The organism is Pseudomonas sp. FG13 (assembly GCF_057809755.1).
In genome coordinates this window covers 15437-28810 of the sequence record NZ_JBMDKO010000061.1, presented here as the reverse complement: position 1 = coordinate 28810, position 13374 = coordinate 15437, and the positions used below count along the sequence as shown (strand labels likewise).

The 13374-nt window shown below is 61.2% G+C and carries 14 protein-coding genes and 1 pseudogene; 3 read left to right on the top strand and 12 right to left on the bottom strand.

What is annotated here, in order from left to right:
- Positions 1-307 precede the first annotated feature (307 nt).
- From ACODTO_RS27210 to ubiE, 11 genes and pseudogenes are all read right to left on the bottom strand, one after another.
- Positions 308-2224, bottom strand: a complete 1917-nt coding sequence (locus ACODTO_RS27210; RefSeq protein WP_489107327.1) for a methyl-accepting chemotaxis protein — start codon at positions 2222-2224, stop codon at positions 308-310.
- Positions 2225-2522: 298 nt separating this feature from the next.
- Positions 2523-4439 (bottom strand): methyl-accepting chemotaxis protein, encoded by a 1917-nt coding sequence (locus tag ACODTO_RS27205; RefSeq protein WP_139646467.1) that lies wholly within the window; start codon positions 4437-4439, stop codon positions 2523-2525.
- Between the two features lie 100 nt (positions 4440-4539).
- A complete protein-coding gene (locus tag ACODTO_RS27200; protein WP_139646469.1) occupies positions 4540-5247 on the bottom strand; it encodes a 16S rRNA (uracil(1498)-N(3))-methyltransferase in 708 nt (235 codons plus the stop codon).
- On the bottom strand, positions 5244-6038 hold the full coding sequence (gene tatC, locus ACODTO_RS27195) for a twin-arginine translocase subunit TatC (protein ID WP_139646471.1): 795 nt from the start codon (positions 6036-6038) through the stop codon (positions 5244-5246). Before tatC ends, ACODTO_RS27200 begins: the two co-directional genes overlap by 4 nt.
- Complete coding sequence (gene tatB, locus ACODTO_RS27190) at positions 6035-6451, bottom strand: Sec-independent protein translocase protein TatB (protein ID WP_139646473.1); 417 nt, start codon at positions 6449-6451, stop codon at positions 6035-6037. The genes tatC and tatB overlap by 4 nt, the downstream gene beginning before the upstream one ends.
- 10 nt (positions 6452-6461) lie before the next feature.
- Positions 6462-6749 (bottom strand): twin-arginine translocase TatA/TatE family subunit, encoded by a 288-nt coding sequence (locus ACODTO_RS27185; RefSeq protein WP_139646475.1) that lies wholly within the window; start codon positions 6747-6749, stop codon positions 6462-6464.
- 24 nt (positions 6750-6773) lie between these two features.
- Positions 6774-7106: a phosphoribosyl-ATP diphosphatase gene (locus ACODTO_RS27180; protein ID WP_003186671.1), complete on the bottom strand. Its 333-nt coding sequence runs from the start codon at positions 7104-7106 to the stop codon at positions 6774-6776.
- Positions 7099-7497 carry a phosphoribosyl-AMP cyclohydrolase gene (hisI, locus tag ACODTO_RS27175; protein ID WP_489107326.1) on the bottom strand — a complete coding sequence of 133 codons (399 nt, stop codon included), beginning with the start codon at positions 7495-7497 and terminating at the stop codon, positions 7099-7101. The genes ACODTO_RS27180 and hisI overlap by 8 nt, the downstream gene beginning before the upstream one ends.
- Before the next feature lie 81 nt (positions 7498-7578).
- On the bottom strand, positions 7579-9183 hold the full coding sequence (gene ubiB, locus ACODTO_RS27170) for a ubiquinone biosynthesis regulatory protein kinase UbiB (RefSeq protein ID WP_139646478.1): 1605 nt from the start codon (positions 9181-9183) through the stop codon (positions 7579-7581).
- Positions 9180-9804, bottom strand: a pseudogene (locus ACODTO_RS27165) (ubiquinone biosynthesis accessory factor UbiJ). The gene ubiB and the pseudogene ACODTO_RS27165 overlap by 4 nt, the downstream one beginning before the upstream one ends.
- Positions 9804-10574, bottom strand: a complete 771-nt coding sequence (ubiE, locus tag ACODTO_RS27160; protein ID WP_024779926.1) for a bifunctional demethylmenaquinone methyltransferase/2-methoxy-6-polyprenyl-1,4-benzoquinol methylase UbiE — start codon at positions 10572-10574, stop codon at positions 9804-9806. Before ubiE ends, ACODTO_RS27165 begins: the two are co-directional and overlap by 1 nt.
- Before the next feature lie 140 nt (positions 10575-10714).
- On the opposite strand from ubiE, the gene ACODTO_RS27155 reads away from it, so the two are divergent.
- The 3 genes from ACODTO_RS27155 (at position 10715) to ACODTO_RS27145 (ending at position 12586) form a co-directional block, all read left to right on the top strand.
- The gene (locus ACODTO_RS27155; RefSeq protein WP_139646482.1) at positions 10715-10990 is read left to right on the top strand and encodes a polyhydroxyalkanoic acid system family protein; all 276 of its coding nucleotides are present in this window, start codon (positions 10715-10717) and stop codon (positions 10988-10990) included.
- Between the two features lie 248 nt (positions 10991-11238).
- Positions 11239-11661 carry a phasin family protein gene (locus ACODTO_RS27150; protein ID WP_139646484.1) on the top strand — a complete coding sequence of 141 codons (423 nt, stop codon included), beginning with the start codon at positions 11239-11241 and terminating at the stop codon, positions 11659-11661.
- 10 nt (positions 11662-11671) lie between these two features.
- Positions 11672-12586 (top strand): phasin family protein, encoded by a 915-nt coding sequence (locus ACODTO_RS27145; RefSeq protein WP_489107325.1) that lies wholly within the window; start codon positions 11672-11674, stop codon positions 12584-12586.
- 167 nt (positions 12587-12753) lie between these two features.
- Here ACODTO_RS27145 and ACODTO_RS27140 read toward each other — a convergent pair whose 3' ends face one another.
- Positions 12754-13374, bottom strand: a complete 621-nt coding sequence (locus ACODTO_RS27140; RefSeq protein ID WP_489107324.1) for a TetR/AcrR family transcriptional regulator — start codon at positions 13372-13374, stop codon at positions 12754-12756.

Genomic DNA, 13374 nt, shown 5'->3' with positions numbered 1-13374 from the left:
CGGTCTGACAGAAGAACCGCGGCGCTTTCATCGCGAGCAGGCTCGCTCCCACAGGCGACGGTGTTGTCTGTTGGATTGTGGTTGCCTGATGACTATCTGTGGGAGCAAGGCTTGCCCGCGATGAACGATAACGCGGTCTGACAGAAGAACCGCGGCGCTTTCATCGCGAGCAGGCTCGCTCCCACAGGGGACGGTGTTGTCTGTGGGAGCAAGGCTTGCCCGCGATGAACGATAACGCGATCTTGCAGAAGGACCGCGTCGACTTCATCGCGAGCAAGCTCTGCTCCCACCGGGGAGGGGGTATTGTCTAGACCTTGAACCGCCCCACCAACGTCTGCAAATGAACGCCGAGGCGTGCCAGTTCGGCGCTGGAGGCGGCGGTTTCTTCGCTGGCGGCGGAGGTTTGTTCAGAGACGTCGCGCACGTTCAGCACGCTGCGGTTGATCTCTTCTGCCGTGGCGCTCTGCTGTTCGGCCGCAGCGGCGATTTGTTGATTCATCGACTGGATGGCCGAGACCGTACGGGTGATGTTTTCCAGGGAACTGCCGGCTCGGCGGGTGAGTTCGACGCTGCTGTCGGTCAGGCCGCGGCTGTTGTCCATGATGGTCGCAACTTTTTCGGTTCCGCTTTGCAGCCCAAGAATGAGTTCTTCGATCTCTTCGGTGGATTTCTGGGTGCGTTGGGCCAGGCTGCGGACTTCGTCGGCGACCACGGCGAACCCACGCCCGGCCTCACCGGCGCGGGCGGCCTCGATGGCGGCGTTGAGGGCCAGCAGGTTGGTTTGTTGGGCCACGGATTTGATCACGTCCAGCACGCTGCCGATCTTGTCGCTCTCGTGCTTGAGATGACCCATCGCTTCGGTGGAGTTGCCGACCTCGTTAGCCAGGCGCTCGATCTGCGCGATGGCTTCGCCAACCACCCGCTCACCCTCACGGGCTTGTTGGTCGGCGGCGACGGCGGCCTCGGAGGCCTCCTCGGCGTTGCGCGCCACATCCTGCACCGTGGCGGTCATTTCGTGCATGGCGGTAGCCACCTGATCGGTCTCGACCTTCTGGTTGTTGACCCCGGCGCTGGTTTGTTCTGTCACGGCCGAAAGTTGTTCGGCGGCGCTGGCGATCTGGGCCACGCCGTCTCTGATCCCGCCGATCAATTCCCGCAGACTGACGACCATCCGCTGCAAGCTGCCTTGCAGCTGACCCATCTCGTCGCGACGGCTGACCTCAAGGTTTTGACTCAGGTCACCCGAGGCGACACGTTCGACGGCGATCAGCGTCTGTTGCAGCGGAGTGACTATCTGCCGGGTGATGAGCCATGCGGCAAGCACGCCGAACGCCAGTGCCAGGAGGGCGACGATGATCAGGGTATTCTTCGCCTGTGTCGTCTCCTGCTCGCGTTTTTCAACTTGCGAAACAGTCAGCTCATTATTCAGTTCGTTCAGACGGGCTTCTTGATCCACCATTTTTTTGAGCGCGGCGGTGCTGGCAACTTGTGAGTCACGGAAAAGGCTGACGGCAAGGCGATACCCCTTGAGCGATTCGGTGGCTTGTTGCAGGTTTGCAATATGCTGTTCCGGCAGCTTGCTCGGCAGGCTTTCGAGGTTTTTCAGGGCGTCGTCGATAGCATTCAATGCCGGTTGTTCGGCTTCGGCCTTGCCACTGTAGGTGTAGCCGCGAACCTGGAAGCGTGCCTGCTGGATCAGTTTGCTCAGCTCGATCACGCTGTTGAATTGCGCGACGCTGTCGCCTTGCAGCAGGGACTTTTCAACGTCCGCAACCTTGGCCACGGCGTTGTCGGCGGTAGCACCGAGCTTGGACCGGGCCGATTCTCGGTTATCTGTCGCTTGGGTCAAGTCGTTAAAGGCGCGTTTGTACTCATCGAGGATCGCCAGCTGCTGGTTGAACATCTGCTGGTCAACGGCTCGTACAAATTGTTTGAGAGCGGCTTGCAAGCCCTCCTGGAGCTTGCCCAGAAGATCGTTGACGGCGGCGGCGCCTTGTTCGCCGCGACGCATTTCGTATTCGAGGCGAGCGATTCGAAGGTCCTTGGCCGTCTCGTTGAGATGGGCGATAGCGGCCTGCTTGTCCGCACGACTGATTACACTGGTCAGGCTGTTCCAACCCGCATAAGTGCTCAGGACCGTCATGAGCAAGACCAGGCCAAAACCAAACCCCAGCTTGCGATTGACACTTACGTTTCCCAGCTTTTTGGTTAGCCAACTGAACATGCTGATACTCCCACGGACCTTTTTGTAGGTCTTATGAGGAGAGTATCGACCATGCCATGCAGATCTGTAGGAAATAGGTAAGGGATTGGATGGGAGGGTGCGTGCTCTTGTTCGGTTAAGAATCAGTCGCAAATCCGTCCACCGTGGGGCAGCTTGCTCAGGCTCAACTCCCGACAGCAGCACCCAATCCTGTGGGAGCGAGCCTGCTCGCGATCAACGATAACGCGATCTTGCAGAGGGACCGCGTCGCCTTCATCGCGAGCAAGCTCAGCTCCCACAGGGGAAGGATTGTGTATCTCTAGACCTTGAACCGCCCCACCAGCGTCTGCAAATGAACGCCCAGTCGCGCCAGTTCGGCACTGGAACTGGCGGTCTGTTCGCTGGCGGCGGAGGTCTGTTCGGAGACGTCGCGCACGTTCAGTACACTGCGGTTGATCTCCTCGGCCGTGGCGCTCTGTTGTTCGGCCGCGGCGGCGATCTGCTGGTTCATCGATTGGATCGCCGAGACCGTGCGGGTGATGTTTTCCAGCGAACCGCCGGCCCGTCGGGTCAGCTCGACGCTGCTGTCGGTCAGGCTACGGCTGTTGTCCATGATGGTCGCGACCTGTTCGGTGCCGTTTTGCAGACCGACGATCAGCTCCTCGATTTCTTCGGTGGACTTCTGGGTGCGTTGGGCCAGGCTGCGGACTTCGTCGGCGACCACGGCGAACCCACGCCCGGCTTCACCGGCGCGGGCAGCCTCGATGGCGGCGTTGAGGGCCAGCAGGTTGGTCTGCTGGGCGACAGACTTGATCACGTCCAGAACGCTGCCGATCTTGTCGCTCTCGCGCTTCAAGTCCCCCATGGCGGCGGTGGAGTTACCCACTTCCCGTGCCAGGCGCTCGATCTGAGCGATGGCTTCACCGACCACTTTGTCCCCTTCGCGGGCCTGTTGATCCGCGGCGACGGCGGCTTCGGAGGCTTCCTCGGCGTTGCGTGCCACTTCCTGCACCGTGGCGGTCATTTCATGCATGGCGGTAGCCACCTGATCGGTCTCGACCTTCTGGCTGTTGACCCCGGCGCTGGTCTGTTCGGTCACGGCGGAAAGCTGTTCGGCGGCGCTGGCGATCTGGGTGACCCCCTCGCTGATGCCACCGATCAATTGCCGCAGGCTCACGGTCATGCTTTGCATGGCGCGTTGCAGCTGGCCCATTTCGTCACGACGCTCAGAGGTCAGGTTGTGGCTCAGGTCGCCTGCGGCCACCCGTTGGGCGACCTGAAGGGTCTGGCCCAGCGGAACGACGATCTGCCGGGTGATGAGCAAGGCGGCGATGACGCCGAACAACAGGGCCAGTGCGGCAGCGGCGATCAGGACGGTCTTGGCCTGGGCAACGTCGTGGTCACGCACGGCTGTCTGGGACACGGTCAGTTTCTGGCTGGAGTCGATCAGCACCTGGCCTTGCTCAGTCATGCGCTGAAGGGCGGCACCGTTCTCGATCTGCGAATCCCGGAACTGCGCGACCGCCGCGCGATACAGATTGAACGAATCGTTGGCCTGTTGCAGGTTGGCAGCATGTTCCTGGGGCAATTGGTCCGGCAGGCGTGCGAGCAGCTTGAGCACGGTGTCGATGGCCTCAAGGGCCGGTTGCTGGGCTTCGCTCTTGCCGCTGTAGGTGTAGCCGCGCACTTGGTAACGCGCTTGCTGGACCGCTTTGCTCAGGGTCACCACGCTGTTGAATTGGGTGACGTCGCCGCCTTGCAGCAGTGATTTTTCCACCTCGGCGACGCGGGCCACGGCGTTGTCGGCACTGGCGCCGAGTTTACTGCGGGCATCTTCGCGGTTGACGGTGGCGCGGGTCATTTCGGCGAAAGCGCTTTTGTACTCGGCCACGGCGGCCAATTGCTTATCGATCATGGCCACATCGGCCGGTTGTTCGATCAACTGGCGAGCGGTCTTCAGCCCGGCGTCAAGCTTGACCAGCAGGTCGTTGACGAGCTGTGGCCCTTTCTCGCCCCGGGTGGCGTTGTAGTCGATGCTGGCCAGGTTCAAGTCTTTGCTCAAGTCGTTCAGGCTGGCAATGAATCCCAGCTTGTCGCCCCGGCTGATGACATTGCCCAAGCCGGACCAACCGGTGAAGGCGATCATCAAGGTGAGAAACAGCACCAGGCCGAAGCCGAAGCCGAGTTTGCGATTGACGCTTACGTTTCCCAGACTCTGGGCAAGCCACCGGAACATGCTGATACTCCCTTGAGGGACCAAATTGGTTTTATGGGGACGTATATCGGCGGCTTGGGCGAAATCTGTAGGGATTTGTCGAGATTTTGCGGCGAGGGGATCAGAACAGTCGGGCGAGCAATGCCGTCACCGCGGTCTCGACCCGCAGGATTCGTTCGCCAAGTTGCACCGGCTGCAGGCCGGCCTTGCCCAGCAGGTCGATCTCGTAAGGAATCCAACCGCCTTCGGGGCCAATCGCCAGCGTGACCGGTTCCGTCAGTGCCCGGGGGCAGGGCGGGTGGTCACCAGGATGGCCCACCAGGCCCAGGGTGCCATTGACGATGGCCGGCAGGCGATCTTCAACGAAGGGCTTGAAGCGCTTTTCGATGATGATCTCCGGTAGCACACTGTCCCGGGCCTGCTCCAGGCCAAGGATCAATTGTTCGCGGATGGCCTCGGGCTCGAGGAACGGCGTCTGCCAGAAGCTCTTCTCGACGCGATAGCTGTTGATCAGCACCACGCGCGGCACGCCCATGGTGGCAATGGTCTGGAACACCCGCCGGAGCATCTTCGGACGCGGCAGGGCCAGCACCAGTGTCAATGGCAGCTTCGCCGGCGGTGGCTGGTCGAGGGTCACTTGCAGTTCGGCTTCGCGGGCTTCCAGGCGCAGCACCTGGGCGGAGCCCATCGACCCGCCGATGCGTCCGACCCGCAGGCTGTCGCCGACAGCGCTGCGGTGGACTTCCTGCATGTGGGTCAGGCGGCGATCGCTCAGGACGACCCGGTCAGGACCAACGAAATCGGCCTCTTCGAGCAGCAGCAGGTTCACGGTTGGGTCGCAGGCGGCTGGTCGTTATGATCGTCGGCCGTTTCAGCTTCCGGCTCTTCGCTACGTTTACGCACCAGACCGCCGAACAGCACGCCGATCTCGAACAGCAACCACATCGGTACTGCCAGCAAGGTCTGGGAGAAAATGTCCGGCGGGGTCAGGATCATGCCGACCACGAAGCAGCCGATGATCACGTACGGACGGATCTTCTTCAGGTACGTAACGTCGACCACGCCGATCCACACCAGCAACACCACCGCCACGGGTATTTCGAACGCCACGCCGAAGGCGAAGAACAGCGTCATGACGAAATCCAGGTAACTGGTGATGTCGGTCATCATCTCCACGCCGGCCGGAGTGGCGGCGGCGAAGAACTTGAAGATCAGCGGGAACACCAGGAAATAGGCGAACGCCATGCCGGTGTAGAACAGCAGGATACTGGACACCAGCAGCGGCACGGCGATGCGCTTTTCATGCTTGTACAGGCCGGGGGCGATGAAGCCCCAGATCTGGTGCAGGATCACCGGGATCGCCAGGAACAGCGAGACCATCATCGTCAGCTTCAACGGTGTCAGGAACGGCGACGACACGTCGGTGGCGATCATGGTCGCGCCTGCCGGCAAATACTGGCGCAGGGGCGTGGAGACGAAGGTATAGATCTGCTGGGTGAAGGCGAACAGCCCGGCGAAGATGATGAAAATCGCCGCCACGCAGCGCAGCAGGCGGGTGCGCAACTCGGTGAGGTGCGATACCAGCGGCATCGGCTGATCGTTCTCTGGGATATTGCTCATGATGCTCGCGGCGGCTGTGTGGGGTCGTTGGGGGCCGGTGTCGGCGCCGTTGGGGCTGTCTCTACGGGCTTGACTGGCTCAGCCGGCACCGCTGCGGGTTCATCCACCGGCACCTGGGGCGCCGTTGCCTGTTCGGCCGTGGGTTGGACCGGTGTCGGCTCCTGTTGGGTCGGCGTGAGGATCTTGCGCGCCTCCTGCTCCAGGGACAGGATGTGTTCGTTGTGAAGTTGCCGACGGATCTCGTCGGCACCGATTTCACGCTCAACTTCCTGTTTGATCGCATTGAAGCTGCGCTTCAGGCGCCCGATCCAGAGACCGGCGGTGCGCGCAGCACCCGGCAGGCGCTCGGGGCCCAGCACCAGCAGGGCGACGAGGCCGACGAGCAGCAGTTCAGTGAAGCTGATCCCAAACATTAGTCAGTGCTCACGAGTCTTTGCGGGTCGGCTCTTCGACTTTCTGTGCCTGCACATCGATAGTGTGCGGCGCATTCACAGGCTGTGCTGCTTGAGGCTGTACGGGCTGGGCCGGCTGCACAGGCTGGGCAGGGGCTGCCGTCGGATCGGCCGGTTTCTCGTCGTCGTTCATGGCTTTGCGAAAGCCCTTGATCGATTCGCCGACATCGGTACCCAGGTTCTTCAGTTTCTTGGTCCCGAACACCAGCACCACGACAACCAGGATGACGATCCAGTGTTTCCAGTCAAAAATACCCATGTGGCTATTCCTCTCAATAGTTGATCAGGCGGACGGGCGCGAAGCCTTCTCGACGTGCCCGGACAGACCGAAGCGACGGTCCAGTTCATCCAGTACAGCCTGTGGGTGCTGCCCCAATTGAGCCAGCATGACCAGGCTGTGGAACCACAGGTCGGCGGTCTCGTAGATCACGTCGCTGCAGTCACCGCTGATAGCGGCGTCCTTGGCGGCGATGATGGTCTCGACCGATTCCTCGCCGACTTTCTCCAGAATCTTGTTCAGGCCCTTGTGGTACAGACTCGCGACATAGGAACTGTCGGCCGCTGCGCCTTTGCGCTCTTCCAGCACCTGGGCCAGGCGGGTCAGGGTATCACTCATGGGTATGTCCTGAATAAATGGCATGCGGTTCCTTGAGCACCGGATCGACGGTTTTCCAGTCGCCGTTCTCGAAGACGCGATAGAAGCAGCTCTGACGGCCGGTGTGACAGGCGATTTCACCGACCTGTTCGACCATCAGGATGATGACGTCGCCGTCGCAGTCCAGGCGCATTTCATGCAGATGCTGCACGTGGCCGGACTCTTCGCCCTTGCGCCACAGCTTGCCACGGGAACGTGACCAGTAGATGGCGCGGTTCTCGCTGGCGGTCAGGGCCAGGGCCTCGCGGTTCATCCAGGCCATCATCAGTACGCGCCCGGTCTTGTGATCCTGGGCGATGGCTGGCACCAGGCCGTCAGCGTCCCATTTGATTTCGTCCTGCCAGTTTTTCATCTTCGACTCCGACCATGGGCCTTGCACCTCAAGTCGGTGGGCCCAGCGTTGAAACAGTGTGCCAGTGCGAACCGGTGCTGGCTATCGACGAACGACCAGATACAAACCAACGATCACCATCACGGCGGCAGGCCAATGCCCCAGCTCGCTCAACGGTCCGCCGGCCGCCAGCACCGCGCCGCCACCCAAGTGTGCGGCACCGAGCAGGCGCAGCAACCAGTCGTCCTTGCGGCGTTTCCACGGCGGGGCGGGGTCTTGGGCGTGGGGCTGGGACATGCGTTCGAGCAGGTCCCGGGTCATGTTGGCCAGGTGCGGGATCTGCTCGAGCTGACTCTGCACGTTGCCCAGCAGGGCCTTGGGGCTGACGCGCTCGCGCATCCAGCGTTCGAGGAAGGGCTGGGCGGTGTTCCACAGGTCCAGGTCCGGGTACAACTGGCGACCGAGGCCTTCGATGTTCAGCAGGGTCTTCTGCAACAGCACCAGCTGTGGCTGGACCTCCATGTTGAAGCGACGCGCGGTCTGGAACAGGCGCATCAGCACCTGGCCGAAGGAAATATCTTTTAACGGTTTTTCGAAGATCGGCTCGCACACGGTGCGGATCGCCGCTTCGAATTCGTTGAGCTTGGTCTCGGCCGGTACCCAGCCTGAATCGATGTGCAGTTGTGCGACGCGGCGGTAATCGCGCTTGAAGAACGCGAACAGGTTGCGGGCCAGGTAATCCTGGTCCTCGGGCGTCAGGCTGCCGACGATGCCGCAGTCGATGGCAATGTATTGCGGGCTCCACGGTTGCACGGTGCTGACGAAGATGTTGCCGGGGTGCATGTCGGCGTGGAAGAAACTGTCGCGGAACACCTGGGTGAAGAAGATCTCCACGCCGCGTTCGGCGAGCATCTTCATGTCGGTGCGCTGGTCGGCCAGGGTCGCCAGGTCGGTGACCTGGATGCCGTAGATGCGCTCCATCACCAGAACCTTGGGGCGGCACCAGTCCCAATAGACCTGCGGCACATACAGCAGCGGCGAGCCTTCGAAGTTGCGGCGCAACTGGCTGGCGTTGGCGGCCTCGCGCAGCAGGTCGAGCTCGTCGTAGATGGTTTTCTCGTAATCCTGGACCACGTCGACCGGGTGCAGCAGGCGCGCATCGGCAGACAGTCGCTCGGCGGTGCGGGCGAGGATGAACAGCCAGGCGAGGTCCTGGGCGATGACCGGCTTGAGGCCGGGTCGGATGACCTTGACCACCACTTCTTCACCGCTCTTGAGCTGCGCGGCATGGACCTGGGCCACGGAGGCCGAGGCCAGGGGCTCGACGTCGAAACGGCTGAAGACTTCGTTGATCTTCTTGCCCAGTTGCTCCTCGATCAGGGCCACCGACAGTTTGGAGTCGAACGGTGGCACGCGGTCTTGCAGCAGCATCAGCTCATCGGCGATGTCTTCGGGCAACAGGTCGCGGCGGGTCGAGAGGATCTGCCCGAACTTGATGAAGATCGGTCCCAGGTCCTGCAAGGCCAGCCGCAGGCGGGCGCCGCGACTCAGGTCCAGCGTTCGCCGGGGGAACCAGCGCCACGGCAGCACGAAACGCAGTGCCAGCAGAAACCAGGGCAGAGGCAGGGCGAACAGCAAGTCATCGAGGCGGTAACGGATCACGACGCGCTGGATGCGCAACAAACGGCGGACGGCAAGCAGCTTCATGCGTTATCGCTTGGTTTCAAGGGATCGGGAAAGGCGCTCGAAACGCGCCTCGAGACGTTCCAGATCAAGTTTGATCCGGTCCAGTTCGTTAAAACGGGCTTCGGCTTCGCGTTTTCCTACGAGCGTACGCGATTCTTCGGCCAGGTATTCACTCAGATTCTGCCCCAGGCTGGCGAACCCCTGCCGATACCAGCGTGTGCGGCTGCGTAAGTGGCCGCTGATCAACTGGGTGGCCACCGGGCCGAGCCAGCGGGACAGCTCATATTCCCAGTCCAGCTCAAGGTCCTGCAGAATGGCCGCCAGGTCCAGCAGCGCGCCGCTGTCGCCTTCGAGCTCGACGTCGGGGCTGTGCAACACCGCCGTCTTGTCCTTGCTCAAGGCCAGGTTCAGCAGGCTCGAGGCCGGGGCGCGCAGGGTGCAATCCGCCTCGGCTTCCCAATGGGAGGCGAGCATCAGGCCTTCGTCGCTGGGCAGGATAAACAGCTGCAACGTCGGGCTGCGGCAATCGACGGCAATCACCTTGCCACCCAGATGCGCCAGGCGCGCCAGCGCCGTGCTGTCCAGGCGCAATACCCGGTTGATGCCGAGTTCGACGCTGGCGAGCAGGCCGGCGAGCAGCATCAGGGTTTGATACCGCGGTGCAGGGCCACGATGCCTGAGGTCATGTTGTGGTAGGTCACGCGGTCGAAACCGGCCTCGACCATCATCGACTTCAGGGTCTCCTGGTCCGGGTGCATGCGGATCGATTCGGCCAGGTAGCGATAGCTTTCCGCATCGTTGGTGATCAGCTTGCCCATCAATGGCATGAAGGCAAACGAGTAGGCGTCGTAGGCCTTGGACATCAGCGCGTTGGTAGGTTTGGAAAATTCCAGCACCAACAGGCGCCCACCGGGCTTGAGCACCCGCAGCATCGAGCGCAGGGCGTCTTCCTTGTGGGTGACATTGCGCAGGCCGAAGGCGATGGTCACGCAATCGAAGTGGTTGTCCGGGAACGGCAGTTTCTCGGCGTCGGCCTGGACGAACTCGACATTGCCGGCCACACCCAGATCCAGCAGGCGGTCGCGACCGACCTTGAGCATGGATTCGTTGATGTCGGCGAGCACCACATGGCCGGTCGGTCCGACGATGTGGGAGAATTTTTTCGTCAGGTCGCCCGTGCCGCCAGCGATGTCCAGCACGCGGTTGCCGCTGCGCACGCCCGACAGCTCGATCGCGAAGCGCTTCCACAGACGGTGCATGCCGCCCGAGAGCAGATCGTTCATCAAGTCATATTTGGCGGCTACCGAGTGGAAAACCTCAGCGACTTTTTCCGCCTTCTGGCTTTCCGGCACGTTCTTGAAGCCGAAGTGAGTGGTGGGTTCGGCATCGCTGCCTTTGCGCTGATCAGTCATATCGCTGTCACCAAAAAAGAATGCGGGACATTCTAATCCCGGTGGAGGGCTTTGTCTTGGCAAGGCTGAAGGTAAGATGAACCACCGCCGGGACGTTTTGACGCAGTCCGGGCAATTGCCGATATAACAGGAGTCAGCGAATGGCCAAAATCAGTGTTGAGCGTACCCATGACCTGGGCAAGGAAGCGGCCCGCGCGAAGGCCGACCAGTTGGCGCAGAAATTATCCGACAGCTATGGCCTGAAACCGCAATGGGTCGGCGACACGCTGGAGTTCAAGGGTTCCGGAGTCGAGGGTACGGTGGCGGTCGGCGAGGACCTGATTCGCGTCGACGTGAAGCTGGGCCTGTTGATGTCGGCCATGAGCGGGATGATCAAGACGGAGATTGAAAAGGCGCTGGATAAGGCGTTGGCCTGACGCTGAACTCATGCGGGCACTCCCCGCTGTGGGAGCGAGCCTGCTCGCGATAGCGGTGGGTCATTCAATGATGATGTTGACGGTGATACCGCCATCGCGAGCAGGCTCGCTCCCACAAGAAAGAAGTCAGTGCTTTCAAGAATTGTGTGAGTTGTTAGGGTGCCGTTTCTAATTATTCTCCCTACTTTGTGCCTGAGCCCGTCCGCATGCGGGCAGTTCCTCCAACCTGTTTTCCAGTGAGGTGCACCATGGCCAAAGTTATTCTGAAGAAAAAAACCGACGTTGAATCTTCCACGCTCAGCGGCGTGAAAACGTACGCGCGCAAGATCTGGCTGGCTGGCCTGGGCGCCTACACCAAGGTCGGCCAGGAAGGCAGCGAGTACTTCCAAGAGTTGGTCAAGGCTGGCGAAGTTATTGAAACCAAAGGTAAAAAGAATATCGCTGGAAAACTTGAAGCGGCCAACAGCGAACTGATTGAAGCCAAGGCTGACGTCAATACGTTCAAGGCCCGGGTCGAAGTACAACTCGATAAAGTCGAGAAGGTATTCGACGCCCGTGTTGCAAGTGCCTTGAATCGTATCGGCATTCCGTCTAAACATGACGTTGAGGCACTCTCTGCCAAGCTCGATGAGCTGACGGCACTGCTCGAACGTGTGACGCGTAAACATTAAGGAGAACGGGATGGCTGGCAAAAGAACAACCGAAAAAGAAAGCAGCTCGTGGGCCGGGAAGATTGAAAAATACTCCCGCAAAATCTGGCTTGCTGGTTTAGGCGTGTACTCGAAGATCGACACTGACGGCAGCAAACTCTTCGAGTCCCTGGTTAAGGACGGCGAGAAGGCCGAAAAGCTCACCAAGACGGCGGTCAGCAAGCAAGTCGATGCCGCCAAGGACTCTGCCGAGTCCGCCAAGTCGCGCATGAGCGGCGTGAAGGATCGTGCACTGGGCAAATGGGACGAGCTGGAAGGGGCTTTCGACAAGCGCCTGAACAGCGCGATCTCTCGCCTGGGCGTGCCAAGCCGCAATGAAGTCAAGGCACTGCACAGCAAGGTCGACACCCTGACCAAGCAGATCGAAAAACTCACCGGGGCCAAGGTCGCACCGGTGGCGGCCAAGACTGCAGCGGCCAAGCCGGCCACTAAAGCGGCGGCCAAGCCATTGGTGAAAGCGGCGGCAAAAACCGTGGCCAAACCTGCGGTGAAAGCCGCGGCCAAGCCAGCGGCAAAAACCGCTGCGGCCAAGCCTGCAGTCAAGGCTGCGGCCAAACCGGTAGCGGCCAAAGCGGCAGCCAAGCCTGCAGCGGCCAAACCAGCGGCGAAGCCTGCGGCAAAAACCGCGTCGGCGAAACCTGCTGCGGCGAAACCGGCAGCGAAACCGGCGGCCAAGCCCGCGGTAAAAGCAGCAGCCAAACCTGCCGCCGCGAAAAAGCCGGCCGTGAAGAAAGCGACCGCGCCAAAAGCAGCGGCACCCAAGGCACCGGCAGCCGTCGCAAAACCGGCGACCCCGACGAGCACGGCAAACTCCGTCTCGGCTCCGACTCCGGTTGCCACCCCGACTCCAGCGCCGGCTCCATCGACGCCTACCAGTCAGTCCTGATTTTCAGGGCACACACAAAACGCCCGGCCTGCGAAGGTCGGGCGTTTTTGTTCATGAGTGCCACAGGGCCCTTGTGGGAGCGAGCCTGCTCGCGATAGCGGTGTATCAGTGACATCCACGCTGCTGACCCACCGCCTTCGCGAGCAGGCTCGCTCCCACAGAAAGGGCTAATCGTGGTCTTCCAGATACCGCAATGCCAACCGTTCGGTCGCCACCTTGGTCGCCGGTAGCAGATGCGGGGCCACCAGCATCATGATCTGATAGACCACCAGTCGAACCTCCCCTTCGCGATCAAGAATCCGCTGGTAGTCCAGCGAGAACAGTAACGTCAGGGTGATCTGTTCCACCAATTGTCCCAAGGCCTGGGTGCCGCTGACCAGAAGCCCCTGGGCCTTGAGTTGCGCCAGCAGGGATGCGAGGGTGCGCTTCAGGGCATTGAGCAACTGGCGGATACCCTTGGCCAGTTTCGGCAAGCGCCCGGCCAGGTTCGACAAGTCCTGGAACAGGAACCGGTATTGGGCCAGGCGTTCGACGATCAGGTGCAGGAACAACCAGTAATCCTCCGGTGCCAGTTGCGCGTCGGCGGGGGGATCCAGCAATGGTGACAGCTCTGCCTGGAAGTGCTCGAACAGCCCCAGGACAAGGGGTTCCTTGCCATGGAAGTGGTAATAGAGATTGCCGGGGCTGATGCCCATTTCGTTGGCGATTTCCAGGGTGGAAACGTTCGGTTCGCCCTTTTCATTGAACAGATGCAGGGCGCATTCAAGAATGCGGTCGCGGGTCTTCAT